Annotated in this window: 16 protein-coding genes; 5 read left to right on the forward strand and 11 right to left on the reverse strand. The window is 69.3% G+C overall.

Features of this window, described 5'->3' with window-relative positions; all coding sequences use genetic code 11:
• The first annotated feature begins 810 nt into the window (after window positions 1-810).
• Together ACIHCL_RS17240 and ACIHCL_RS17245 are read left to right on the forward strand one after the other, a co-directional pair.
• Window positions 811-1482 carry a HEAT repeat domain-containing protein gene (locus tag ACIHCL_RS17240; protein ID WP_399862485.1) on the forward strand — a complete coding sequence of 224 codons (672 nt, stop codon included), beginning with the start codon at window positions 811-813 and terminating at the stop codon, window positions 1480-1482.
• A 3-nt stretch (window positions 1483-1485) separates the two neighbouring features.
• Entirely contained in the window at window positions 1486-2490 is a 1005-nt protein-coding gene (locus ACIHCL_RS17245) for a HEAT repeat domain-containing protein (RefSeq protein WP_399862487.1), read from the forward strand.
• A 625-nt stretch (window positions 2491-3115) separates the two neighbouring features.
• Here ACIHCL_RS17245 and ACIHCL_RS17250 read toward each other — a convergent pair.
• Window positions 3116-3814, reverse strand: a complete 699-nt coding sequence (locus tag ACIHCL_RS17250) for a hypothetical protein (protein WP_399862489.1) — start codon at window positions 3812-3814, stop codon at window positions 3116-3118.
• A gap of 47 nt (window positions 3815-3861) precedes the next feature.
• A complete protein-coding gene (locus tag ACIHCL_RS17255; protein WP_399862491.1) occupies window positions 3862-7422 on the reverse strand; it encodes a hypothetical protein in 3561 nt (1186 codons plus the stop codon).
• Between the two features lie 620 nt (window positions 7423-8042).
• On the opposite strand from ACIHCL_RS17255, the gene ACIHCL_RS17260 reads away from it, so the two are divergent.
• Together ACIHCL_RS17260 and ACIHCL_RS17265 are read left to right on the forward strand one after the other, a co-directional pair.
• Complete coding sequence (locus ACIHCL_RS17260; RefSeq protein WP_399862493.1) at window positions 8043-8966, forward strand: class I SAM-dependent methyltransferase; 924 nt, start codon at window positions 8043-8045, stop codon at window positions 8964-8966.
• 12 nt (window positions 8967-8978) lie between these two features.
• Window positions 8979-9413 carry an NUDIX domain-containing protein gene (locus tag ACIHCL_RS17265; protein ID WP_399862780.1) on the forward strand — a complete coding sequence of 145 codons (435 nt, stop codon included), beginning with the start codon at window positions 8979-8981 and terminating at the stop codon, window positions 9411-9413.
• An 8-nt stretch (window positions 9414-9421) separates the two neighbouring features.
• Here the strand turns inward: ACIHCL_RS17265 and ACIHCL_RS17270 are convergent, their stop codons facing one another.
• A complete protein-coding gene (locus ACIHCL_RS17270) occupies window positions 9422-10291 on the reverse strand; it encodes a recombinase family protein (RefSeq protein ID WP_399862495.1) in 870 nt (289 codons plus the stop codon).
• Window positions 10292-10548: 257 nt separating this feature from the next.
• Complete coding sequence (locus tag ACIHCL_RS17275; RefSeq protein WP_399862497.1) at window positions 10549-11547, reverse strand: DUF5937 family protein; 999 nt, start codon at window positions 11545-11547, stop codon at window positions 10549-10551.
• 59 nt (window positions 11548-11606) lie between these two features.
• Here ACIHCL_RS17275 and ACIHCL_RS17280 point away from each other — a divergent pair, with 59 nt between their 5' ends.
• Window positions 11607-12812, forward strand: coding sequence for an MFS transporter (locus tag ACIHCL_RS17280; RefSeq protein ID WP_399862499.1), 1206 nt, complete (start codon window positions 11607-11609; stop codon window positions 12810-12812).
• 10 nt (window positions 12813-12822) lie between these two features.
• On the opposite strand, the gene ACIHCL_RS17285 is transcribed toward ACIHCL_RS17280, so the two are convergent.
• The 7 genes from ACIHCL_RS17285 to ACIHCL_RS17315 all read right to left on the reverse strand — a co-directional run bounded on the left by ACIHCL_RS17285 (window position 12823) and on the right by ACIHCL_RS17315 (window position 24939).
• On the reverse strand, window positions 12823-14922 hold the full coding sequence (locus ACIHCL_RS17285) for a Tn3 family transposase (RefSeq protein WP_399862501.1): 2100 nt from the start codon (window positions 14920-14922) through the stop codon (window positions 12823-12825).
• Entirely contained in the window at window positions 14895-15188 is a 294-nt protein-coding gene (locus ACIHCL_RS17290; protein WP_399862502.1) for a DUF4158 domain-containing protein, read from the reverse strand. Before ACIHCL_RS17290 ends, ACIHCL_RS17285 begins: the two co-directional genes overlap by 28 nt.
• A gap of 399 nt (window positions 15189-15587) precedes the next feature.
• Entirely contained in the window at window positions 15588-16130 is a 543-nt protein-coding gene (locus ACIHCL_RS17295; protein WP_399862504.1) for a class I SAM-dependent DNA methyltransferase, read from the reverse strand.
• A 141-nt stretch (window positions 16131-16271) separates the two neighbouring features.
• Window positions 16272-18023, reverse strand: a complete 1752-nt coding sequence (locus ACIHCL_RS17300) for a hypothetical protein (RefSeq protein WP_399862506.1) — start codon at window positions 18021-18023, stop codon at window positions 16272-16274.
• Window positions 18024-18116: 93 nt separating this feature from the next.
• On the reverse strand, window positions 18117-20084 hold the full coding sequence (locus ACIHCL_RS17305; protein ID WP_399862508.1) for a hypothetical protein: 1968 nt from the start codon (window positions 20082-20084) through the stop codon (window positions 18117-18119).
• A complete protein-coding gene (locus tag ACIHCL_RS17310; protein ID WP_399862510.1) occupies window positions 20081-23092 on the reverse strand; it encodes an ATP-binding protein in 3012 nt (1003 codons plus the stop codon). Before ACIHCL_RS17310 ends, ACIHCL_RS17305 begins: the two co-directional genes overlap by 4 nt.
• A complete protein-coding gene (locus ACIHCL_RS17315; protein WP_399862512.1) occupies window positions 23089-24939 on the reverse strand; it encodes a hypothetical protein in 1851 nt (616 codons plus the stop codon). The genes ACIHCL_RS17310 and ACIHCL_RS17315 overlap by 4 nt, the downstream gene beginning before the upstream one ends.
• Window positions 24940-25075 lie beyond the last annotated feature (136 nt).

Genomic DNA, 25075 nt, shown 5'->3' on the forward strand with positions numbered 1-25075 from the left:
GCGCGTCCTTCGCGGCCTTGTCCGCGCGTCCTTCGCGGCCTTGTCCGCGCGTCCTTCGCGGCCTTGTCCGCGCTGGCGATCTCCACCGGAGCGGCACCGGCGTAGTTCGCGAACGCCGATGAGCCACTGAGCGAGATGCCGGCCCTGCCCGTTGGCGTTCTCTACCGCCCACTTCCACTGCGGCCACCGTTTGGCCCAGGCCAGCAGCCGCCGGTAGTCCGTCCACGACTCAGTAGCGTCTGTCCAAGGCTTCAACGAGGCTGCGGAGTTCGCGCGCCCGTCGCCGAGTCATCGCCAGCATCACCGCTTCAAGGTGCTCGCGGGCCTGCCACGGGTCTCCGCAACAGGCCCACTCCGTGCAGCCGCCGCTCTCTTAGTCCCAGAGGCGACGATTCGGCTGGTGAACGAAGCTTCTCCAGCGCACCATCGCTGACCCGATCGAGCCCGGCCATAGGTACTTCTTCTGACGCTCGATCCGTCGAACTTCAGCGAGCGCTGCCGAGCACAGGCCCTGGATGGTCATGATGCCGTCTTGCCTCCGAGGCCGACGCGGAAGCTCGGTACGGACGCGGCCAGGCCGTCTACGCGGCATCGGCCTTTCTGTTGATCGTCATGCCGGCCACCTTCTCACCAGCGGACGCCACCCGGCCAACGAGGAGTGCACGGACTGAATACCGATCCGGCACTCCCTCTTCGCTGCGAGGGGCGCTCCGCGACCTGCCGGGCGGTCTCCTGGCCACCTCTCGGCCTGACTCCGCTTGACCTTGGCACAGTGGCAAGGCCTTCACTGTGGCCAAGGAGGTGGTCCTGATGACCGTGCCGAAAGAGGACACGAACACGATGCGAGCTCTCCAGGGGCTGGAGAACGACAACTCGTCGGTCCGGCTGCAGGCAGCGCTGGCGATCGGCACGACCCCGGACCCGGGGTTCATCGGCAAGCTCATCGAGCGATGTGCGATCGAACCCGAGTTCTACGTGCGCGAAATGCTGACTTGGGCACTCACCCGCCACGCGGCGTCGATGACGGTCCCGGTGCTTCTCGACGAAGTCCGCTCGGAGCGTGCGCAGGCACGGAGCCAGGCATTACACACGCTGTCCAAGATCGGGGATCGGCAAGCGTGGCCGGCGATCACACCAGCGCTGCTGTCAGACAGCGACGACGAAGTGGCCAGGAGCGCCTGGCGGGCAGCGGTCGTGCTCGTGCCCGAAGGTGAGGAGCGTGAGCTGGCCGTAGTGTTGGCGGCACAGCTCGGGCGCGGCGAACGCGAGACGCAGTTGAGCCTCAGCCGGGCGCTGATCGCGCTCGGGGAGGTGATGTTGCTGGCAGTGGGCGCCGCGACGACGGACGTCGACGCCCGCGTGAGCGCGCACGCGATCGCCACGGAACGGCTGTGGCGCGACCCGAATGCCGGATTCGAGTTCGCGATCGAGGAGGCGAAGCGCATCGTAGCCCTCGGCGGGGCCGGTCAGGAGGGGCGGTAGGCAGTGTTGATCGGTGATGTCGCGCGACGGTCCGGGGTCAGCGCCCGCATGCTCAGGCATTACGAATCGCTCGGCCTGGTGCGGCCAACGGGGCGTACCGACTCGGGCTATCGGGAGTACTCCGACGAGAACATCCAACGCATCTTCCACATCGAGAGCCTGCGGTCCTTGGGGCTGTCGCTGCGCGACGTCAGGCGCGCGCTCGATGACCCCGGCTTCGCGACCGCGGAGCTCGTCGACGACCTCATCCGCCAGACGCGAGACCGCATCGCGGCGGAGACGGAGCTGCTCACGCGACTCCGTCGGATCGGTGACGCGGAACCCGCCGGCTGGGAGGATGTCCTCCAAGTCGTCGCGCTTCTACAGGCGTTGGGGTCGAAGAGCGCGGGGGTGCGGCAGCGCGCCGCCCTGTCCGCGGTCGAGGACGTTCCCGTGCCGGTGGAAGCACTGGTCGAGGCCGTGCTGAGCGAGTCGGACCCGAACGTCGCCGGAGCCCTTCGTTGGGCTTTGGCGCAATCGGGCGAGGGCGGGCCGGCACTGCTGGCGGAGGGCCTCGGCTCACCGGTGGCCGAGGTGCGGAAACGTGCCGTCCGGTCCATCGCCGAGATTCCGAACGATGAGGCGACCGCGCTGCTGCAGGACGCCCTCACGCACACCGACGTCGTGGTCCGCGGGTACGCGGCTCTGGCGCTCGGGGCACGTGGGGTGGCCGACGCGGTCCCGACGCTCATCGACATGATCGTCGAGGAGCGGAACGACGCCGACGCAGCCGATGCACTGAGCACATTGGCGGGTGATCCCGCGTTGGCGGATCGGATCGCCACCGGGCTCGTCGACTGCCTCGGCCACGGCACCATCGGGTCGGTCGCACGTCGACGGCTGGCACAGGCGCTCGCGGACATCCCGGGGACCACGACGTCACGTGCCCTCGCAGCTCTGTCACATGACGAAGACCGTGCCGTTGCGCTTACTGCGACATACATTCTCAAGCTGCGCAACGCACGATGACGAATCCCGCCCGGGGTGCTGGTGCGTGGAGCCCGGTGGTCGCTGGTCACCACCGGCAGGCCCATGGCATCGCCGAGGCCCCGGCTGTACCGTGCCGCACGCCACGCGGTACAGGCGTACCGCCCTGGGTTACGTCAAGCCCGCGCCCTTCGCACGGCGTGGCCGGTGCGACGCGTCACTCGCGCGACGGTGGGCCGCTCCGGCGTCACATCCCTACGGGATACGCGCCACCACCCCGATCGGACCATGGGCCCCGCTGGGCTGACCGACTGGGCTCCCCTGCCGCGGCGGAGGCGGGGCGGGCTTCGGCCACGGTGGGCCTCGCTGCGGTGGTACTGCCGCTGCTGAAGGGCAGGGAGCAGGGCTGGCCGCATGGTCGCCCTGGGAGAACGCTCCCCGCGTCTTGTCGGGGAAGAACTCCGAGTGCTCGTCTCTACGAGGTGTCATGCCTGGAACCGGCGTGGTTCGCCGGTCGAATCGGTCCCGCAGCATCGGCAACACCTCATCGGTGGTCTCCTTCGGCCCGAATGCCGACCGCAGGGAGCCCATCCGCAGGATCACGTGCCGGGCACCGGCCCGGACGTACTCCGCGAGCCACTCCACGCACTCCTCGGCGCTGCCTGGCCTACTCGCCCTTGTCCACGACTCGCATGCGCTCCTCCAGCCTGGCCCGGAGGTCCGACAGGTCGTCGTCCGGGAACTCCCGGGACAGGAAGTCGAGCCCGTCACGCAGGTAGGACAATGACACACACATTCCGTAGTTGTTCGGATCCGGCTCCACGAAGAGGTACTGCCAGTCGTAGAGACCCTTGGTACGCAGCATGACGTCGAGGTAGTCGCCGTACCCGAGGTGGAGCCGAGTCGGGTCCTGCCTGAGATCGAAGTACCAGAGTTCGGGCGATTCCTGGTTCTCGGTGAGCCTGAGCGCGGTGTACGTGCCGGTTCCTCCAATCGGATGGGTCTCGAAGATCCTGAACTCACTGACCAGCCGCTCCACTTCGGTGGCTTCCGCGGACGCGGACCCTTCCTCGGATTCTTGGATCAGCGCTTCACCGATGTGCACGAGCTGGAACTCCCCGGCGAGCGCTTGGAAGGGTTCCCGGGCCCGCCAGGCGAAGAGCAGATCGGAGTGTCGGTGGAAGTTCCTGGTCAGTGCGGCGGGTAGCGGGCGGTCTTCCACGGTCCGCGCGATCTCGAAGGCGTCTTCGGCGTGCTTCAGGTGGGTGGCCAGCGGGCCGGGATCGTATGCATCCGTGCGGATGGAACCACACGCCTGGACCTGCTCCACCATCGTGCGCAGGCGGCGTTCGTAGTCGGTTTCCATGTCTCTCCTCCGGATCGCGTTCGTACGATTGCTTCTTCGGATGAAGGTCAGTCGAACCTGAGCCGGTTCGCCGTGGCGGCGTCGGTGAGTGGCTTCTTGAGGCACTGCGGAAGCCTGTTGATGGCGTCATCGAGGTCGGTGAATTCCCTTTCCTTCGACCTGCTCTTGATCAGTTCCGCGTACGCCCGACTTATCCCGAGGGAAGCGAAGACGGTGAACTTCGCCCCTCGCACGTTGATTCGCAGCACGTCATTGGTCAACGCCTTCGGCGGGTCCTGTCTGTCGGAGAAGGAACTGACGCCGCCGCCGCTCGGCGACCGCTCTTTCCACGTCCCTCCGGAGTGGTCGTATCCACCCCACTCGACCCCGATTTTCTCTGGGAATCCGGCGTGTGTCGGGAAGTAGCTGACACTCACCTTGTACCAGACCATGCGCTCGTACGACCGATCCGTGGTCGCCGCGTCCAGCGATTTTCGGGCCGGATTCTCCACGGCATGCAGAAACATCGGGTTGTTGACGAAACCCCTCGCGGGAACCAGATTGGAATCGACCGCGTCCCCGCCGAGGAAGGCGGGGAGCAGATGCATCTTCACCCAGGCATTTCTGTCCGTCGTGGTGTTGTAGCCTGCGGCGGTATTCCAACCGGTCAGGGTCGCGCCGTCGTATGTCCGCGCCTCGCTCCCCCTTTTGATGCCCTTGTCGATGTAGCTCGCCTTGAAGGGATGGGCAAGGACGCCGTTCTCCATCGGCGGGAGTACCGGAGGGGGTAGCGGGGGTGTGGCACCCGGTCGGCGGGAAAGGAGTCGGGCCAGCCCTGCAAGGGAGGCGAGGAGGTCTTCGTAGGCTTTCTGGCTGCCGTTCGCCCCCGTGGGCAGGTCACGGAAAGCACGGTGCAGCGACGTGACGTCGTCCTTCTTCTTACTGGCTTTCTCCCATGCGGTGCGGGAGTCACCCCCCGGGTCGCCGCCGGGGCTCTGAAGCTCGGTATCCCAGTCCCCCAGATACTTCCCGATCCCCTGCGGAACGCTGTGCACCTCAAGATCGGCGTCCGCGCCCTTCCCGTTGAACTGGACCTTGTGGCTCTCCTTCTCGAGCGACTGAAAGCCCTTCTTTGGAGGCGGGTACGCGGACGGGCTCTTGTCGTTACCCTTTCCCTTGCCCATGTCCTTGTCCGTCGGGGCTTCCTTCTCGGATCCAAACTTTTTCTTGAGTTTTTTCCAGAGGGCGCGGCCTTTTTGGGCGATGAGATTGACGATCTTGTCAATGGCGCGTTTGACGGGGCGTGCGACGGCATGGAAGACGGATTTGACTTTGTTGGCGAGGTTGCCGATGCCGAGAAGGGAGGCGAGGAAGCCGATGAGGAGGGGGACGCTGGCGGCGAGGGCGGTTTCGACGAGTTCAGGGACGCCGGCTTGACCGCCGTTGGCGATCTGGATGACGGCGTCGAGGACGGCGTTGACGAACTCGACGATCTGGGCGCCCTGGTTCACGACGAAGGTAACGATGTCGATGATGCCCTTGACCGCACGGACGAACGCGGAGGCAGGGTTGAGCAGGGACAGGATCCAGGTGATGCCGGCGATGACGACGGTGGGGATCAGGTACTCGGTCAGCCTGGACAGGATCGTGGCTTTCAGGTCCCCCGCTTCGGCCTTGATCTCGTCGACCGCCCCGGCCGGGCCCTCGGTGGCGATTTTCTTCGCGACCGGAACACCGGTCTCGACCGCTGAGAGAGCTTGGTCGGGGACGCCTTTGCGGGTGATGCGGGTACGGATGTTGGCCCAGGTCAGGCCGAGGAGGGAGGCGATCAGCTGGATGATGCCCTTGAGGTCGAACCTCTGCGGGAGTTCGAGACCGGCCTTGACCGCAATGCCCAGCAGCCAGGACACCACACCGGTTTTGAGATGCTCGGCAACGTTGGCGACGAACAGATGCAGGCCCGCGCCGACGGCCTTGACGAGATTGCCGAGGAACCCGATCGGGTCCTTGATGATCTTCATGATCACCGAGGCGGCCTTCGTCAGGATGCCGAGGAGGAGGTTCTTCAGTTCGTTGATGGTCTTGATGACACCGACGATCGCGTCCTTCGCCTTGTCGATCAGCCCCTTGTTCGCCTCCTGGAGCTTCTTGATCTCCTCGTCGATCTTGATCAACGCCGCCGTGTACTTGGTCGCGAGATCCTGGACCAGTTGCTCCGACTTCTCGTTCACGGACGCTTCCAGGTCCTCGAACCTCCCCGCGACGTCCTTCTCCGCCTCCTGACCGAACTGCCTCAGATCGGCCGGGAGTTTGTCGACCTCCGCCCTCAGTTCGATGCGGCCCTTCGCGATCCTCGCCTTCGCCCTGCCCAGCTCCCCACCAATCAGATCCGCCACCGAGGAGATGACCGTCCGCATCCGCGCGACATACAGCTTGCGGGACTCCTGGTAGAGCTGGTTCGCCTCCTCCGGCAGGCCCGCGAATTTGTCCTTCAACCAGCGTGCCTTGCCCGTCCACCCCGAGTACCGCTTGTCCTTGTACTTCTTCATGCGGGCCTTCTGGTCCGCCATGAACGCATCCCGCGCCGACTTCTCCCCCGCCGTGAACGCGTCGTCGACTTTCTTGTCCAACCCGGACAAGATCCCTTCGGTGTCCTTCTTCGTCGCGTCGAACACCTTCCGCAGCTTCGCCGTGGCCTCAGCCCGCCGCTTCTCATCCCGCGACTTGGTCTCGCCCTTGCCGCCGTCAACCTGCTTGCCGGCCGAAGCACGAGTCGCGGTCAGCGCGTTCATCGCCTGCGCACCGGACGCCGCCGCACCCGCCTTCGCTGCCGCCAACTGCCGCGACTCCCCGGAACGGGCCGCGACCGGAGCCTTCACCGAATCCGACTCAGCGGTCTTCTTCGCCTTCAACGCCTGGTCGAACTCGGGCTCGTTGCCCTTCGCGAGCTGGTCCTCCGTGACCTCCGCAGCCGCCAACGCCTTGTCGTTCGCGGCCGGTCCCTGCGAGAAGTCCGTGACAGCAGCCGGCTGCTTGTCCGGGATCACGTCGGAGGCGTTCGGGGCCCCCGGATTGCCCGGCGGACGGTCCGGGGACATCGGCGTGACCGGCTTCTCCTTCGCCACCGACGTGTCCGGCGGAGCCTGCGTGGTGGTCTCGATGTCCTTGGCCGAGGAATCCTTACCGGCCGAGACCTTCCCGTCGACCTCACCCTTGATCTTGTCCGCTTTCCCCGACCTGGAGAACTTGTCCGCGTCATCAAGATTCTTCGGCGCCTGCGCCTCGATCGCCTTGTCCACCGCCGCGATGAACGCCGCCTTGTCGAACTCACCCGGCTTCGCCGCATTCATCTTCTCGGCATTCGCGACCTTTCCCTGCGCCTCCTTGTCGTCCGCAGGCGCCACCGCCGCATCCTGCGCAGACCTCGCCTCCGCCCCGGCCGGCACATGCGCGGCCAGACGAGACCGCTTCGCCGCCACATCAGACTTCACCCTGCGGAACCCAGGAGCCTGAGCCACGCCAGGCTTCACCGGCGCCACATAGCGCTGAGCGACAAGTCGCGCCACCGCCGCATTGCCCACCGCGCCCTGAAGCCGCTGAAGACTCCGCGCGGCGCCGGGCGCGGGCACGGGCCGGTCACCCGGAAGACGCTGCACCGCGGCGTCCGTATGCGCGGGCCTGGCACGGGAGGCACCGGGATCGCTCTCCGGACCCGCCTTCATCCGCCCTCCCCGCCTACCACTCTCCCCGGCATCGCACGCACAAGGGGCCGATACCCGGGGAGATCCGGGAGACAGCAGAAAACAAGTGCAGAGCCTGTTGCGCTTAAGGGCAACAGGCTCTGCACTCAGTGGTCGTCGGCCGACGGGCGGGGACGGCGACGACGACTACTTCCGGTCCTCCGTCAGCTGCCTGCTGATCACCAGGCACCAGGCGCTGGACCTGGTTCGTCCCCTCGAAGATCTGGCTTGATCTCAGCCTCGCGCAGGGAGTACTCCGCATCTCCTGTTCGTCCGTGCATCCCTCGGACGTGCGATGCAGCAACCTGAATCCACGAGGCAGAGACCGGTGTAGCCGAACGTCGTCGTCCACCTCGTGCACTCCATATGGTGACGGTGCCCGGCATGGCCCCGAGCTGCGAGTCCCCCTTCGGCAGTTCGAACACGACTGGAGTCGCTGTGGAACTGAAGTGCATCAGCCCCTCCGCCCGCGTGGGTGTACTGCGGAGCATCAGCCAGTCCTGGGGGCGGTGCCCACGCACGGCGACTTCCAGCCGCGCAATCTGCGCTGGGACGACACCGCCGACGCGCGGTATGCGATCGATTTTGAGCAGTCGGCAGAAGGCCCGGCAGCGCGGGGCTCCATGCGGCTGTCCGTCCTGGATGCCGTCTCCGGCATCTCCTACAGTGCCGCCCAAGGCGATCCCGAGCTGGGGGGAGCGCGGCCGGCGCACCGCGGCCGGGCTCCGCGCCGCGCAACGCCCCTGAACACCACCCCGCCACACACGAGGAGCAGCACGTTGACGTACACCGCCCGCGATCAGTGGGAGCAGCACTACGGCGACGGCAAGGGATTCCGGCAGCTCGGTGAGCGCGAGCAGGCACTGCTCGCCGAGCACACCCCCGCCCCCGACGGCGGTGGCCGGGCGCTCGATCTGGGCTGCGGTACCGGTGACCTCTCGGTCTACCTCACATCCCTCGGCTACACCGTGGACGCGTGCGACTTCGCCGACAGCGCCCTCGCCCGCGCCCAGGAGCAGTATCCGGGTGCCCTGGGAGTGCGCTGGATCTGCATGGACATCGAGCGCGACGACCCGGCGGAGCTGAACGGGGACGGCTACGACCTGGTCGTGCTCCGACTGGTGTATCCCTTCTTCTCGGACCGCATGCGGGTCCTGCACGGGCTCGGCGAGCGGCTACGACCCGGCGGCGCGCTCGTCGTCATCACCCCGGTGGTCGAGCACACGCCTGCGCAGCGGCGGGGCGTCGCGCTCGACGAGGACGAGATCGGCCTGCTGACCGGGGGCTGGGAGCGGGCGGAACGGTTCGACGCCGACCGGCTCGCGGTACTGGTCCTGCGCGGCCCTCGCCATGCCGACACGCGGTCGGTGGAGCGGCGCCGACCGCCATCGGGTCCGGCGGCGACCGCCGCCCTCGCGGTCGTCACCGACTAGGCCGGCCGGGTCCTGCTCCGGCGCTCACGCCAGGGCATGTGGGAACTTCCTGGCGGCAAGACCACCGGCCCGGAGGCGTTCGAGGCGGCGGCAGTGCGCGGACTTGCCGAGGAGACCAGCCTCCCCGCCGACTGCGGCAGAGGCTGCCGACCAGAGCGCCGCCGATGCGCCACGCCGAGCCGCGCGAGGACAGGAGTGGCCACACCCCGTCGTCACCGGCCCCACCGGCTCCCTCGCCTTCGCCTTCGCCCTTCCCTTCGCTCTTGCCTTCACCCTTGCCCTCGCCTTCACTCAAATGCCGTCGCAGGCAGTCGAGTTCGGTGGCGGGAAGGGACTCCGGCAGATCGAGGGCGAGAGGCAATTCGTAGACATCACTCATGCGGTCAGGCTATGGCGGGGCTCCGACAGGGCCCTGGAGTCCTAGCTCAGACACCAGCCGCAAACTAGCCGGATGATCACGCGCTCGCCGCCGTGGCGGCCTGTTCGTCGTACTCCCGCAGCATCCGCATGATGGTGGCGGGTGAGGGGTGCTGGCCCCTCTTCGTACCGGTGGTGATGACGAGGCGCCTGGCGATGTCGCGCAGGCTCATCTCCTGGTCGCGTAGGTGGAGTGCCATGGACAACATGTCGTCGTCGGTGACCCCGGCGCCGCCGATGGTCTTGCCGCGCTTGCGGGCGGACTCGTGGCCTTCCAGGGTGCGGTCGCTGATGTACTCGCGCTCCATGCCGGACATGGCCGCGAGCACGGTGAACACGATCCCGGACGGATCGTGCGAGCCCTTCAGCTCTCCGGTGAGAAACTCCAGGCCAACGTCGCTCGCTTTCAGTTCCTCGGCGAGCATGGCGAGTTCGATGCCGCGGCCGAGGCGCTTGTGCTCGTGCACGACGAGGGTGACGGCGACGCCGGAGGAGCGGATCTCACCGGCGAGCTTCACAGCAGCCTCCAGCTCGGGGCGCGTGGTGGCGCGGGTGGAGATCTTCTCCGAGAAGACCCGGGTGACCCCGGCCTCGCCGAGCGAGTCGAGTTGTGCGTCGAGGGACTGTCGGGCGGTCGATGCGCGGGCGTAGCCGAGGCGGACGTGTCCGACCGGTTCGGCGCTGGCGCGCACGGGCCGGGGCAGCTCGGTCCACGCCGAGCCCGGCTTGCGTACGGCGGGGGTCGGCACACTCAGGGCCTTGGTGAGTTGGGGTACCAGGCGGAAGCGGGCGGTGTGGTACTGGATCGCCACCTTGCCCTTGCCGGTCCGGCACGGGGACCCCGCGGGGGCGGCGCAGGTGGACATCGGGCAGTCGTGCGATTCCACGCGCTTGAAGTCGTCGCTCACGACCCCGGACTGTTTCATGAGGGTGTTTCAGGCGTCCCGTCATTTGCAACAACTCATGAAACATGATCGCCGCAGGTGGACGACCGTGCGGCCGGGTGTTTCACGAGCGACCACCTATGAAACACCGACCGCAGCTCTGCCCACAGTCCGCCGCGCGCTCCAACCACCAGAGCGTCACGCGCGGCTACCTGTCGATTGGATCACCATTCGTCAATGGCACCCCGCTTCGGACAGCCAGGTGGGCCAGCCGGCGGCGTTCAGCCGGCCGCCAGGGCTGCGCCCAGCGGCGTGTGCTCGTAGCGGACGGCCCGGCCGTCGCGGGTGCGGGTGACCAGGCCGGCATCGCGCAGCACCGCCAGGTGGCTGCCGACGGTGCCTAGGCTCAGGCCGAGCTGGGCGACCAGCTGCGTCGTCGTTGCAGGCACGGTCAGCGCGCGCAGCACGTCCGCACGGTGCGGGCCGACCAGTCGGCTCAGGGCCTCGCCACCCGGTGTACGTGCCACTGGGCCGAGCAGGTCCGCGATGCCCCGGGCGGGGTAGACCAAGGCGTAGGGCCATGGCGGCTCGACGTAGCTGATCAGAGTGCCGAACACCGTCGGCATCAGCAGCAGGCCCTTGCCGGCCAGCCGGTGCCGGTCCCACTCGGTACGCGAGCCCGTGCGCACCTCGATGGTCCCGGCCTGCCCCTCGGAGCGCCAGCTCACCCGCGGGTCGAGATCGGACAGCGCTGCCGCCCAGCCGTACATCGCCAGGTACCCGGCGCGGCGGACCAGGTCACGCTCCAGCACCGCCCGAAGCCGCGGCCAGTCCGGCTCGACCAGCGCCTGCCAGCTCGCCTCGAGCGCATCGGCGAGCCGGGTGACCACGTCCGGCGCGTCGAGGATGCGCTGCACGTAGCGTGGCGGCGTCCGCAGTCCCTCCAGGTTGCGGGCCAGTTCCAGGCTTGCACGGCGCAGCGGCGTGGCGCGCACGACGGCCAGCTCAGCGGCGAAGTCGCCACCGGAGCCCGACGGCGGCGGATGGATGAAGTCGGCGTTGTAGCCGCCGCGGCGGAACAGCGCCGTCAGCGCCCCGACCGCGGGCACCTGCCGACGTAGCTGCTCGTACCGGGGCGCGATGCGCTCGGCCCACGGCCGGAGCGGGCCGGCGGCCTGCACGCCGGCTGCGACGCGCAGCGCCTGCATCGCCTCACCCAGTGGCGAGATCGCGTAGCGGGTACGCGCCACGTCTACGGGTCCCACCTCGATGGCCAGCATGTTTTGCCTCCATGCGAAAGCATAGCCACCATGGCCGGGCTGCCGTGATGCTGTCGGCCATGACCACCACGCCCGTCGCAGCACGCCCGGCCACCTACCGCGAGGTGTTCGCCGTAGGCCAATTCCGCGTGCTGTTCGGCAGCTACACACTCTTCCTGATCGGTGAGACGGTGCGGATGCTCGCCCTGTCTGTGACCGTCTACGCGGCAACCGGGTCGCCGCTGATGTCGGCGCTGGCGTACGCGGCAGGTTTCCTGCCCTATGCCCTGGGCGGCACGCTGCTGCTGGCTTTCGCCGACCGCTGGCCCCCGCGCACCGTCATGATCGGCTACGAGGTGCTGCGCGCCGCGGTCAGCGCCGTGCTCGCCGCCGGTCTACTGCCGGTACCGGCCATGCTGGCACTGGTGTTCGTCACGGGTGTGCCCAGCGCCGTCGCCTCTGCTTCGCGCACCGCCCTTCTGCCCGACCTGTTGGACGGCGACCGCTACGTGCTCGGCCGTGCCGTCTTCTCCATGACAGCCGGCGGCACCCAAGTGCTCGGCTTCGCCGCCGGCGGCATGTTGATCGCCGTTGTCGGCACGTCAGGCGCGCTCTGGAGCACCGCCGCAACCTGCCTGGCTTCGGCAGGCCTGCTGCAACTGCGCCTGGCCGACCACCCACGCCGCCGCACCAGCGCCTCGGCCGGCATCAGCGAGACCTGGCAGGTGAACCGGGCGCTGCTGCGCCGGCCTACGGTCCGGGCGCTGCTGCTGGCGCAATGGCTGGCACCGGCGCTGATGGTCGGCGCCGAGGGCGTGCTGGTCCCGTACGCCGCACAGGTCGGCGCGCCTGACGCGGCCGGTCTGTTGTTCGCAGCAGTCGCCGCCGGGATGCTCGCCGGCAACCTGATCGTCGGCCGCCTGGTACGCCCTGCGAGTCGGGAGCGGCTGGCCCGCCCCCTCGCACTTGCCCTCGGATTGCCGCTGCTGGGATTCGCGCTGCACCCCGCACCGGCATACGCCGCCATCCTGCTGGCAGTGTCCGGTTTCGGCGTCGCGTACCAGCTCGCACTGGCCCGCAGGTTTGTCGACGCGGTGCCCGAGACGCAGCGCGGTCAGGCGTTCGGCCTGCTGCTGACCGGAACGATGACGCTGCAGGGCCTGGCCGCCGCGGCCGGAGGCGCGCTGGGCGAAGTCGCGGCCCCGGCGCTGGTCGTCACACTGGCTGGCGCGGCCTCGGCCATCGCTGCCCTGATGTCCTGGCGAACGCTGTCGCCCACACCCTGAAAGCCCTTCATCACGTCGTCGTGGTCGACCGGCCAGCGGCATCCGCCGGGCTGCGGGGGCGGGGCATGGCAGCGGCCGGTCCGAGGTCGAGACGCTTGCTCATGTCCAGTCGGAAGGTGCCGTACGGGTTGACGTTGGACCAGAACAGCGCGGTCAGGCCGCGCCGATCCTCGTCGCTCAGCTTCATTGCCCACGCCGGTTCTGCCAGGACCTGCTGCACCAGCAGGGTGTTGACGTGCACGAGTGCGGACTGGAGCAGGTGCAGGGCGAGCATCGAGGTCTCGGCGTGCTCCTTGTCCGGGCCGGTCAGGGCGCCGTCCTTGCCGTAGTGCAGCACGGTGTTCGCGCTGTTCCAGTTCGCGACGACCTGGAGGCCTCCGTGGATCTCTCGACGCAGGCCGGGGCTGGCCAGGTAGTCGCAGGCGAAGATGGTGCGGACCGCGCGGCCGAGTTCTTCGAGGGCTTGGTAGGTGGGGTGTTTGGGGCCGCCGCGGGTAAAGCGCCGCAGGACCTGCTCCGCCTCGGCGGTGCCGAGGCGGAGCGCGGTGGCGTACTTGACCACCTGGTCGTACTGCTGCTCGATCAGTTCCCAGCGGATTGGCCGGGTCAGCGAGGCGCCGAGCGTGGGCCAGCCGGGCGGGGTGTCGTCCGGGCGGTACAGGCGGATGCTGCCGATGTTCTTCAGCCTCGGCAGCAGGCGGAAGTTGAGCAGTTCGGTGAAGGCGAACCCGACGACGCTCGCGCCGTGCGTGTCGACGTAGTTCGACTCGATCTCGGCGTACGTGCAGTGCCGCAGCAGGCCCTCGATCATCGCCGCGACCTCGGAGGAGGAACAGCTCTTGAGCTGAGAGTAGATGCAGACGTTCTTCCGCTCGACGTGCCAGTAGATCATCACGCCATTACCGCCGTAGCGGGCGTGGTACTCGGTCATGAAGTTCGAGGACCAGGACCCGAACTTCTTCGAGTCCGACGCGCAGGCGGTACCGTGGCCCCACCATGCGGTGTCGCGGGCGGCGAAGGTGGCGTTCACCAGCCTGGTGACGGCGGCCCGCAGGTTGTCGACGGTGATGAAGTGCCGGCGCACGTGCCGCAGCGCCGCCTCGCTCTCGCCGTGCTCGCCGGTCGCGACGATCGCCCGGATGCTTATGTTCGTGCCCAATGCGAACAGCGCGAGCAGCAGGCGGCGCTGGAGGACGTCACGCTCGATGCGCTTGTAGGCGGCCACCGAGGAGAACTCGTCGGTGAAGCCGGTGAGGAAGTCGGCGTTCTTCAGCACGTCCAGGAGGTCGAGGATGCCCCAGCGGCGTGCAACCTCGTCCTTGAGGGCCGCCAGGCCGGTGGGCTCGGCCAGCGGCTCCAGCTTCGGCACAGTGATCCAGGGCTCGCCCTTGCGAGTGGTGACCTTCACCCCGCCCGCCGAGCCGTCCGCGAGTGAGGCGGAGAGCCGGTCCAGGCCCGCGGTCATGCGCTTCTTCAGGTCTGCGATGAACGCCCTCGGGTTCAGCGGCTGGCGGATCGCGGCGTAGTGCACGGCGCGGGTAGCCTCGAAGTCGCCGGGCAGGTCGTCTTCCGGGTTTCGCCAGCGGGCGGCGCCCTCGACGTAGATCTCGCGGCGCCGTACGGCGTCTCGCAGGGCGACCAGGACGCACAGTTCGTAGGGGATGCGCTCGACCTTGCCCTTGTCGTCGACGACCGCCTCGCGCCAGTCCTTGCGCACCACGCCGTCCATCGGCACTTCGTCGCCAGCGTCGTAGAAGCGGGTCTTGCCGTCGATGTCGGCGTACTTCTTCAGCAGCTTCATCGCGTCCATCACCGGCCGGTAGGCGGTGTTGTTGCACTTGAAGCCCAACGTGTTCAGCAGCGGAGGCAGCATCTGCCGGTAGTACGAGCTGTACGACGACCGTAGCGTGGTGCGGACCTTGGCCTTGAAGACCTTCTCGTTCGCATTCGCCTCGGCCACCAGTTCGCGCAGCGTCTTCTCCCCGCCCACTGGGAACAGGGCCCGGCGTACGACCTCGTCGGGTTTGTCGACGGCGGCCGTCGCCAGCTTGAAGAGGATGCCCTCCTTGCCGCCGACCTTCTTTAACTCGGCGGTGAGCTGCTTCTCCACCCGCCGCTCGGCGCGGGCGCAAAGTCCGTTGCCGGGACCTTCACCAGATCGGCGACGTACTCCACCGCGGCCAGCGGGACCTCTTCCAGCACATCAGGGAACCGGCCTTCCAGCTCGAAGAACTTCAGCAACAGGCTGAAGCCGAGCCGGGTCGTCCTGCTCTTGTTCGCCACCAAGTCCCAGTCGCCGTCTACCAGCGTCCAGTTCGCCAACAGCTCTTCTGGCGACCGCTCTTGCCGCACGCCCGCCCCTTTGGCCTCGATCACTCGATCAGACCAACGACGACGCCCAGGACGGGGAAACGGGGCTCGTCCGGCTACCCGCGACCTACTTTGCGGCTGGTGTCTGAGCTAGGACTCCAGGGCCGACAGGAACGGTTCGGCGTGGGGGCGCCGCCAAGCGCGGGCGCGTCCGGAAGCGGACGTGCTGCCGCGCGCCGGTCCAGCACGTCCAGTCGGTCCTCCGCCATCCAGTACCCGTTGGGGCGCGGGCCCCTGGTACTCCTCAGGGGTGCAGGCCGGCACCGGCACGTTGGTGCGCCCGTTCGCGCTGTCCAGTGCCAGGCCGCCTCGACTCCCTGGGGCGGCGCGGAGTGCGCACCCATCGACCCCTGGTTCCGGGACGACGCGTCCGCGGCGCGAGGGGCGAGTTCCGGACGCGGACGGTCAGGGCTTGCGGTGCACGGAAACGGCATACTCCCCGCCGGTGTAAGGGTCGCGGGACCAAGTCGCGTATCTGGCTTCAAGGATGAGCCCCGCCGCACGACAGTGAGCGTCGTAGTCGTCCAGCGTGTATCCGCGGTCCAGGGAGAACCCCGCAACAAGGCGGCCGGACGGACGCACGTGGCCCGCCACGCCGGCCACCAGGGCCGGTTCCGTTCCCGGCGGAGTGAACAGCGGGACGTTGCCCGCCATCACCACGACATCGAACGACGTCCCCAGGTCGAGGCCGACCAGGTCGTGCTGGTGCCAGCGGATCTCCGGCGCCAGGCGCCGGGCGGTGGCGATCATCGACTCGTCGATGTCCACGCCGACCACGGCGATCCCGTGGCGGGCCAACTCAATGGCCACCCGGCCAGTGCCGCAGCCCGCGTCGAGGACGGTGGCAGGCTCGAAGGAGCGGACCAGCGCGGCTTCGCCGTGAACGTCTTCGCCTTCGGCGGCGATGCGGTCGAACCGGGCCTGGTACTCGTCACCGTTCCACTTCATGTGTACACCGTGGCACACGCGCTGCCCCGACCGCAGCTCATGCTGACCGGGCGGCCGTGGAGCCCACTGTGGAAGCCGGTGTCTCCGCAGGTGACGGCAACATCTGCGGAGGCGCTCGGAGCCGTCAAGGACGTTCGGGCCTCACTCCCCGACCCGGTGGATGAATATCGGCGTGGTCAATTCAATGGATTTGTTATCCGGATCATCGGCTCGTCTCAGCAGCTCCGCGGCCCTATGGTTTCCTTGCCCTATCACGCCCGGCCGGTCAACGTGTGTCGCGATGTACTGACCGTCACGAGGAGCAAAAACGGAATTGATCAGGTCGACGTCCGACCTGATCTTCGCGTTGACATCCTTGTATCCGATTGTGGGGTTTCCGCGTACCAGGTCACGCAGGTCGTCGACTGTTGCATTTGGTTCGGGGTGTGCTCCTTTCTGGCTCCGATACAAGTCGCGATTGCTTGACCAGGGCTCCATGAGCCTTCCTGCCAACCGGCGTCCGAGATACGTGTCGTTCGCCCAGTTCCTCATGGCTCCGATCGCCTGACGTGCTCTGTCTCGGATGCTCAGAGGTGGACGTCCGGGATCGTTCTCAGGTTTCGCGTCTCCTTGCCCAACGGCGAGGCCGTCTCGGCCGACCGATTCCGGTACGGCGGCGCTTTCGGCTTCTTGGTCGTGCTTGACGTCTTCCGTTGTGTCGTTCGCCCCCTCGAAGTCGGATCCGCTGTAACGCGCGTCAGCGGTTTCGGCCTCCGGCGACGCGTCTTCGGTGCCTTCGGCGGTGCGCGCTTCCGCCCGTTCCGCCCGTTCCGCCGCATTCGCCCGTTCCGCAGCTTCCGCCTGTTCCACGGCTTCCGCTTGTTCCGCCGATTCCGCCTGCTCCCCGACGAGATCCTTCGTATCCCCGTCGCCGGGCGCAGCATCGGCCTGACCGTCCCGTTCGGATGGTTCGGGCTTTGCGGGCGGAGCGTCTGTCGTCGGGCCGTGGCCTTCGGCGAGGTCCTGGTCGAGGGGATCGGCACGGGAGTCGAAGGATGCGCCGTGGGCACCCTCGCCCATGACGTCCGCGGCTTGCTCGCCCCCGTCCGAGGCGGCCTCGACCTCGCCGGATTCGTCGGTCGGAAGCGCCTGGTCGCCCGTTCTCCCGGCCTCGGATCCGCCGTCGGTTTCCGCCAACGCCGGACGGTATGGATCCGTGTCCGTGCTCGTCGCTCTGTCCGGGTCGGCCGTAGCTGTATCCGGAAGGTCGGCCTGTTCGAGGGGGCTTGGCTTCGCTTTGGGCCCGCCCGGCTGCTCGGGCCGAGCAGACTCGGCGGACGCGTGGCCCGAACCGTCCCCCGCCTCGTCCGCCGCTCCGACCTCCGCCTCGTTCGCCGCCCCGACCTGTTCCGGGCGCTCCGTCGCGTGCGGCCCCTGGGACGGGCCCTCCACCGGGGCGACCGGCTGAATGCTGTCCGGCAAGGGCTCTGGGGCCGGGTTCCGCTCCGGGGCCGGGCTCGGTTCTGGAGCCGGGCTCGGGGAGTCCAGTGCCGTCAGCCGGTCCTGGATCAACACCTGGCCGGACGGCTCGGGGGAGCCCAGGGAGGCACGGCCCTCCGACACCGAGGCGTCCGCGGGCTGTTCCACCTGCGCGTCATGCGCGTCATGCGCGTCATGCATGTCGAGGTCGCCGTCCGTCAGCTCCTCGGGGGCAGACCTGGACCGCTCGCCTGCTTCAGCCGGGACGTCACCGTCGTTGTCGTGCTCCTCGGCTGCCGCCCCCATCTGGCTGACGTCCTGCACACGCGTGTTCTCCTCGCCCTCCTCCGGCACGTCTCCGTCCCAGGGCGTCTCCGCATCGACCGGAGGTGGCGGAGACGGAGGCGCGTCGGACCTGCCGCCGAGTTCGCTCATGGGCACATCTCCTTTTCCCACGCGCGCACCTGTACCACCCGCATCACCGTCGTCCCGAACCGCACGCCTCCGCCGTTCATGTGTGCCCCTCCCCTAACTCGGACCCAGGTCCTTCCGGAGGCCCAGCCCTTGGCGTTGTTCCAAGCTCTTTCGCAGGGCTTGTGTGGTCGCGGGGGTCATGTCGGGCACATTCCCTACGTGGTTCACAGCGGCCCGACCCACGTCGCGGACACTCGAAAGTCCCAGTGCGGCACTCTTCAACGCAGACGCTGCTTCGGCACCTCGCACGCGCGGTTCCCGCCGCTCGTCGCGCTCCTGACTCTGCCTCTCCTGGTCCTGCCGCTGCCGGTCTTGAGCCTCCTGGCCTTGAGCCTCCTGCGGGGCCTCGTACGCCTGTTGGGCCTCAACGGCTCTGGCCATGTCGGCTTCGCGCATGCGCTCGGCATCGGGTTCGAGCTTGAGCTCCTTCTTGAGTTCTCTTGCGTGACTGTCGGGCCGGTCCTCGTCCTTCCTGTCACTGTCGTCCCTCGGTGGGGCACCGGGGTCGGAAGGGGTGTCGGCCGTGTCGGCGTCGGCCGTGTCGGCGTCGGCCGTGTCGGCGTCGGCGGGCCGGGGATGGAAGAACCGGCGCCACGGGTTCTCACCGGGTTCCCCTCCATCGTCGGGGTCATCCGCACCCGGGTCCTCGGGATCACCAGGGTCATCCGCGGCAGCACCCGGTCCCGCGGGATCGTCCGGGCCGTCCGGCGGCACCCCGGCACCCGCGCTGACCGTTTCCCCGTCCGCCGACTGCTTTCCGAGGTTGAGCCACGGATTGGCGGGCCGGCCCTCGACCGTCCCCGTCCGCCCGCGTTCCGCGTACTCCGCCGGAGGGTCACCTTCCTCCCACTGCGCCTCGTTGGGAGACGGTGGGGGATCCGACCGCCCATCCGGGATCCGGTCTCCGACTGCTCCGGTACGAACGGCATTGGCGCCGGCGTCGAAGGATGTGTCGGCGGCCGCGTCCATGTCATTCACGGCTTCCTCAATGACGCCTGAAGCGGATTCGGCCACGTCGATGGCGGTCTCTGCCATGCTTTCGCCCATCGCGACCATCGCTTCGCCGACTTGGTCGAGTTCGGCGGCTGCGGCGGGCTCGGCGGCTCCGGCGCCCGGGGGCATGTGGTCGCCTGTTCCCTCGCGTCCAGGTCCGTCGTCGGCTTCCGCCGGCGTCGGCCGGTCCGGGGCCGTGTCCGGATCCGGGCTCGGTGTTCCCGCGTCCGGTGTACCGCGTTCGGCCACGGAGGCGGGGACCGTCCCGTCGCTCGGGGCACCGGGTTCCGACTGCTGCGCGTCGGCCTGTTCGGAGGGCCTCGGTTCCTCTTCGGACATGCCCGGCCGCTCGGGCGGACCAGGCTCGACGGACGCGCGGTCCGAACCCTCCTGTGCCTCGTCCGCAGCCCCGGCCTGCCCCGGACGCTCGGCCGTGTCCGACGCCGCGGACGGGCCGTCCGCAGGGTCGAGCGGCTGGGCGCCGTCCGGCCCGCCTTTCGCTGCCGCCTGGCCCTCAGATTCAAGTTCCTGCTCAGGATCCTTCTCAGCCTGCGGTTCGGGGTCGGGTTCCGGCTCGGGCTCGGGCTCGGGGGAGTCGGGCTCTGCCGGTGGGTCTTCGATCACATCCGGCTCCGGTTCCGGCTCCCGTTCCGGTTCCGGCTCCGGTTCCGGTTCCGGCTCCGGTTCCGGTTCCGACTCCTGCTCCTGCTCCTGCTCCTGCTCCGGGGAGTCCGGCTCCATCGGCGGGTCCTCGTTCGCAGGCTGCTCCGCCTTCGTCTCCTGCATGCCGATGTCGTCGTCCGACGTTTCCTCGGAGGCAGGCGTGAGCTGATCGTCCGTTCCGTCCTCAGGCTCGGGGACGTCGCCGTCGGCCCGGTCGTCCGCCCCCTCCTGGCCGCCGTCCGCCGTCCCGGAGTCCTCGTCGGTCTCCTCGGGTACGTCTCCGTCCCCGGGTTCCTTCGCGTCGACCGGAGGGGGCGGGGGTGGCGGAGGGGGTGGTGCGTCGGACATGCCGCCGAGTTCGCTCATGAGCGGATCTCCTTCCTTCGGGCGCACTGCTGCGCTGTCCGCGCCGCCGTCTCCGCCACCACCGCGCGCAGTCGCGGCCCCTCCGCACAGGCCAGCGCGAAGGCCCGCCTGACGTGCTCTTCTGTCGTGCCGCCCGTGAGCGCCGTCACCGCGTCGCGCAGGCCGCTGCGGTCCACGTCGCCGAGCCGGGCATGGGCCTTCTCCGGCCCGTACCCCGGCAGGGCGCGGACCTGAAGGCGGTGGTCGGCTCCGGAGGTCCCGGTCAGGACCAGGCCGCGGGACGCCCATTGGGCCGTCTCGTGGTCCGGGTAGCCGTGGGGCCCGTCCGGATCGGCCTTCCGGGCCCGCTGGATGGCTTCCAGTACGTCCCGGAAGCGGTAGTTGGCGTACGTGTAGCGACGCCGGTCCCCGGCCGGCGGGTCCCCTCCGCGCAGCGCGGAGGACAGGACGGTGTACAGGCGTTCCGCGAAGTCCGCCGGGTCGATCTCGTCCCGCATCAGGGCGTCGCGCGCGGAGACGGCGCGTTCCACCGCGTACACGAGCGTGCACTCCAGGTCCCGTTCGGGGAGGGCCCGCAGCGCGGCGCGGACCACCTCGGCGGGGCCGGGGGCGACCATGCCCATCGCCTGGGCCGAAGCGGTCGCTTCCACCCAGATCAGGTGGAGCGGCTCGACAGAACGGTGGTGGGAGTCGTTCATCGTACGGAGGGTGCACGGTTCACTCCGGCAGTTCGTCCCGCAGAGCGGGCTGCGGCTGGCGCGCAGTGGGGGTTCCCCGGACGCGTCCTTGGCACTCTCGTCGTGCTCACCGTGCGGGATCGCCGTCAGGAGGGGCCGGTCCATGCCGTCGGCGGCCACGGCGGCGCGTCCCGGGGGCAGGGCGACGGCGTTCTCGCTCTGTTCCTGCTGGAGGTTCATTGTGGCGCCCACCGACCGGCGGTCGTCCTCTGCCGGAAGCCTGTGCATGATCTTCAGCGCGCTGTTCTTGATCACGTCGGGCAGGATCTTGCTGGGGATCTGCTCCACGATGACGACGCCTTCGCCGTACGCCCGGATCTCGGCAAGGAGCGAGGCGAAGAGTTCGACGGCCGCTGCCGCGGGGCCGTCCTCGACGTTCTTGAGCAGCCGGTGCGCCTCCTCCACCACCAGCACGTGGCGCAGTGGCACACCTCCCGCACTGTGGTGGACCCGCAGGTGTTCGACGAGCCGAATGAGCACGGCCCCGATGAGGAAGGCCTTGTCCTGGTCGTTGGTGATCGTTTCCAGTTCGAGGACCACGTTCCCGGCCAGCAGGCCGGCGATGTCCAGAGGATGCCCGCCCTCGAAGAACCGGCCCGGCGTGCCCTCCCGCAGTGAGCCCATGCGGACATCGACGAAGCCCCGCACGTCCGCGGTGACTTCCTTCCCGTAACCGATCATCTCCACGACCTGCCGCGCGGTCGCCTGGAGTTCGCCGAGGGTGGGATAGACCGCCGTTCGGGGCACGTCCGGCTCGGTCAGCAGGTACTTCGGTTTGTGGGCCGGTCGCGGCTCGCCGGTGACCAGGTCCCACCCGGCGGCCGTGTAGCACTGGGAGAGTGCCCGGGCCAGCACCTGCGGGAAGGGCTCGTTCCCCTCGAACGCCGCCAGGAACAGGGCCCGTACGAGGTCCACGTGGCTCTGCAGGGGGAATCCGGGCTCCGGCTCCAGCGGGTTGAGCGACGCGGGCGGGACGTCCACGTCCCCGGGCCGGATCACGGTGACCCCTCGCACGCTCTCCGGTCCGCCCGCCGAGGCGAGGCGCCCGGCCATGCGCGCGTACTCGGCCTTCGCCGGCTCGACCGCCAGCCAGGGGATCGGCCGTTCGTGCGTGGACAGGGCTGTGAGCAGGCTCCGCACCGTCTGGGACTTGCCCGACCCGGTGGCCCCGCAGACGAAGGCGTGTCGGTTGAGGGTCGAGCGCGACACATGGAGCCGGCCCGCGGCGGACAGCGACTCGTCCAGGATGTCGCCGATCAGGAAACCGTCGTCGGCCGCATCCTCCCCCGTGTCGTCGGCGGTGACGTCGAAGCGGTTCGGGGCCACCGTACGAATACCGGGCAGTTCCCGCTCCGGCGGCCGGGCCAGCGCCGCGACCAGTTCCGCGGGGGCGATGAAGGGAGTGGTTCCCGGCGGTCCGGACCCGGCGGTGGCCGGTTGCGGGGTGACCGCGGTCAGTGCCTCGGCCAGGGGCAGGGGACGCCGCGCCGGTACGAGCACGTACGGCAGGTCGTCCAGGTCGCCCGAGCCGCACAGCAGCGCCGCCGAGGCGAGCGCCGACTGGGGCCGCTCTGCCCCGACGAGCACGCGTACGCTCCACACCCCGGTGGCGAGCGCCCTGGTCAGCTCTCGGTAGCGGGCCTCGGCCCGTTCCGCCGCCATCCGGTCGGCCGCGGAGTTCTCCCGCTGGCGCAGCCGGGGCAGTTGGACGGCGAGCGCCGCGCGCTCCCGCTCCAGCCGCTCGTACGGGACGGGCTCGGCCAGGACCAGCCAGGCGAAGGCGTCCGGCAGGTGGGCGACGGCGTCGTCGAACGAGCCGCGCCGCTCAGCCGGCAGGGCACGCTCGTCGTCGCCCATCCGCAGCGCTTCGTGGAATCCGGCGCAGGGCAGCCAGAAGGGCATCCGCTGGAGCAGCTCGGCGGCCACGCCGGGCGGGACGTCCCGTCCCGTGGCGCCGGGCGGGTAGCGCAGCGGGCGTTCCGTCTCCCCGTGCGGCTCTTCCCCGGCCGGGGGGAAGAAGGGGGCACCGCCTGCGAGGAAGTGCAGGGGCTGGTGTCGGCCCGGGCGTATCCACGCCGCGGCGAGCCCCGCCGGGCCCCCTTGGCCGCTGTGGGTGAGTACGGCGTGGGCGGCCGTCACCGCCGCGGCCAGCTGCGCGGCCGTACGGTCCTCGTCGCGAGGGTCCGCCGGTCGCCGGGGCACGGTGAGCAGGCGGTGGAAGCGGTAGTCGGCGAGCCCGGGGGGCGGCACCGGGCCGGGGCCCCCGCTCACGTCAGGCTCGCGCGCGGTCGCGAGGACAGCCGGGGCAGGAAGGTGATGCCGGGATTGCAGTCGCCGAACACGACGCGACGGCCGCCCGGGCCCGCCTCGACGAGTACCAGTCCGGTCACCGGCAGGGCCTGCAGCTGGGTGGGCTCGACCGTGAACTCGTAGACGCGGCTCAGGTTCTCGCCGGTCGTGGTGGAACGGGCGGTCGAGGTGTTGGTCGATTCCTGCCAGCTGCGGGAGAGCGAGGTCGAGAAGGAACGCGAACCGCCCCAGTTGCCGCCCGAAGAACCACCGCCGCGATGGGAGCCGCTCGTGTCCGACACTCCGCGCTGCACGCTGTAGCTGTCGCCGCGCCCCTCGGTGAGGGTTTCGCCGACCTGCCGGGTCAGCTGGTTGACGAGGAACGTGTGCTCCTGCCCGATGAACTGCGCGGCGGCCTTGGCTTCCTCGCCGTTGCCCATGCGCATGAACACGGTCGCGCTGTCGGATCCGCCCGCGACCTGCACAGCGGCCTCCCGCAGGTGTTCCAGAAGGAGGACGAGCCGGACGCCCGCCGTCCGTGCCTGGCGTGCCATCGCTTCCAGGGCCTCGCGGCCGAGGTGGTCGGCTCCTGCCACGACGAGCGTCCCGGCGCCCGGGGCGACGCTCCGCTTGCGCAGGGTGTGGAGCAGCCAGAAGAAGACGAAGCGGTCCGTCAGGTCCTTGCGCCGGTGGACCACGTCCCCGGTCGTGACGACGGTCAGGCCGCCCGGCCGCCACCAGTCCCCCGCCCGGGTGGCGGGGACGGCGGCCGTCTCCGACCGGGTGAGGCGTTCGGTCTGGGCCCGCACGTAGCGCAGCTCGTTCTGGACGCGTTCGCCGGAGCCCACGAGGTCGATGGCCCGGGTGATCGACTCGATCTCGGAGGCGCTGAGCGCGCCGGGTCCGTGCTGATCGGCGTCGTGGATGCGGAGCAGGACGCACAGACCGGCAGCGAGGCGGGCGAAGGTCAGGGGCCCTTCGAGCAGTTCCAGAACGGTCTGGACCACATCCACGTCGATCGTGTGCAGGTCGATGTCGACGCCGGGCGGACGCATGGACCCGAGCGCCTCCGCCAGGGCCTCGGCCAGTTCCTCGGGGGTGAACTCCTCCCTCAGATCGGTCCCGAGCAGGGCACCCGGCATGGGTATGTGGTCCACGGCGACGCCGCGCCGCGCGGCGAGCCCGGCCAGTTCCAGGGCCACCGCCTGCTGGGTGAGGTCGAGGATCACCACGGACTGGCCGCTGCTGAGGAGCGGTCCGCCGACGGTGGCGAGCAGGCTGGCCCAGCCGTTGCCGGTGCCGCCGAAGACGTCGATGCGGCTGGGCCTGGAGGGGAGGGCCAACGGGAACCAGGTGTCCAGCGTCTCGTTGTGCCGCAGGTGCTCCTCGCGGTGGGCATCGATCCGGCGCTGCCACGCCTGCCGCCGGTTCTCGTGGTCGCGCCGCGCCCGGGCCCGCTCGGACTCCAGTCGGCGTCGAGCCGCCGCGAGCCTGTTGCTCGGTGAGGTCGAGATCACCACGGCGATGATGACGAGAACAACGATCACCGCGGCCGCCACTCCGCCGGCCATGAGCGCCGCGACGCCCGCGATCACGGTCAGGCAGCCGAGGCCGGAGGTATTCCGGCCGCTCATGGCCCGTTCCTCCATGGCGCGCACCTCGGCGACGGAAGGCTCCCTGTACACCGGAGGGTGTTGGGCGTCGGGGTGCGCCGGCGGATCGGGCGGCTGAACGAACTCCCAGCCCCAGCGTTCGTCACCGGTGAATACGCGCAGCGCCAGCTCCGCCCCTGCCTCGGCTTCGCTTTCGGCCATTTCGGCAGCGCTCATCAGGCCCCCCATTCGATGTCGAGGCATCGTGGCCCCTCCCGGCGGTTTCTGTCAGCTCCCGCGGCACACGAGGAAACTATTTTTTACCTGAAGTTGCCTTATTCTGAGGTGAGTTGGCCCTGCGCTCGTCCGCACC

The sequence above is a fragment of the Streptomyces sp. NPDC052042 genome (genome assembly GCF_044548345.1).
Lineage (GTDB): Bacteria > Actinomycetota > Actinomycetes > Streptomycetales > Streptomycetaceae > Streptomyces.

Excerpts from the sequence above, each read along its gene's own strand:
- ACIHCL_RS17240 (WP_399862485.1), top strand. The coding sequence starts at position 811 with ATGACCGTGCCGAAAGAGGACACGAACACGATGCGAGCTCTCCAGGGG.
- ACIHCL_RS17250 (WP_399862489.1), bottom strand. The coding sequence starts at position 3,814 with ATGGAAACCGACTACGAACGCCGCCTGCGCACGATGGTGGAGCAGGTC.
- ACIHCL_RS17275 (WP_399862497.1), bottom strand. The coding sequence starts at position 11,547 with ATGCTGGCCATCGAGGTGGGACCCGTAGACGTGGCGCGTACCCGCTAC.
- ACIHCL_RS17280 (WP_399862499.1), top strand. The coding sequence starts at position 11,607 with ATGACCACCACGCCCGTCGCAGCACGCCCGGCCACCTACCGCGAGGTG.
- ACIHCL_RS17295 (WP_399862504.1), bottom strand. The coding sequence starts at position 16,130 with ATGAAGTGGAACGGTGACGAGTACCAGGCCCGGTTCGACCGCATCGCC.
- ACIHCL_RS17300 (WP_399862506.1), bottom strand. The coding sequence starts at position 18,023 with ATGAGCGAACTCGGCGGCAGGTCCGACGCGCCTCCGTCTCCGCCACCT.
- ACIHCL_RS17305 (WP_399862508.1), bottom strand. The coding sequence starts at position 20,084 with ATGAGCGAACTCGGCGGCATGTCCGACGCACCACCCCCTCCGCCACCC.
- ACIHCL_RS17315 (WP_399862512.1), bottom strand. The coding sequence starts at position 24,939 with ATGAGCGCTGCCGAAATGGCCGAAAGCGAAGCCGAGGCAGGGGCGGAG.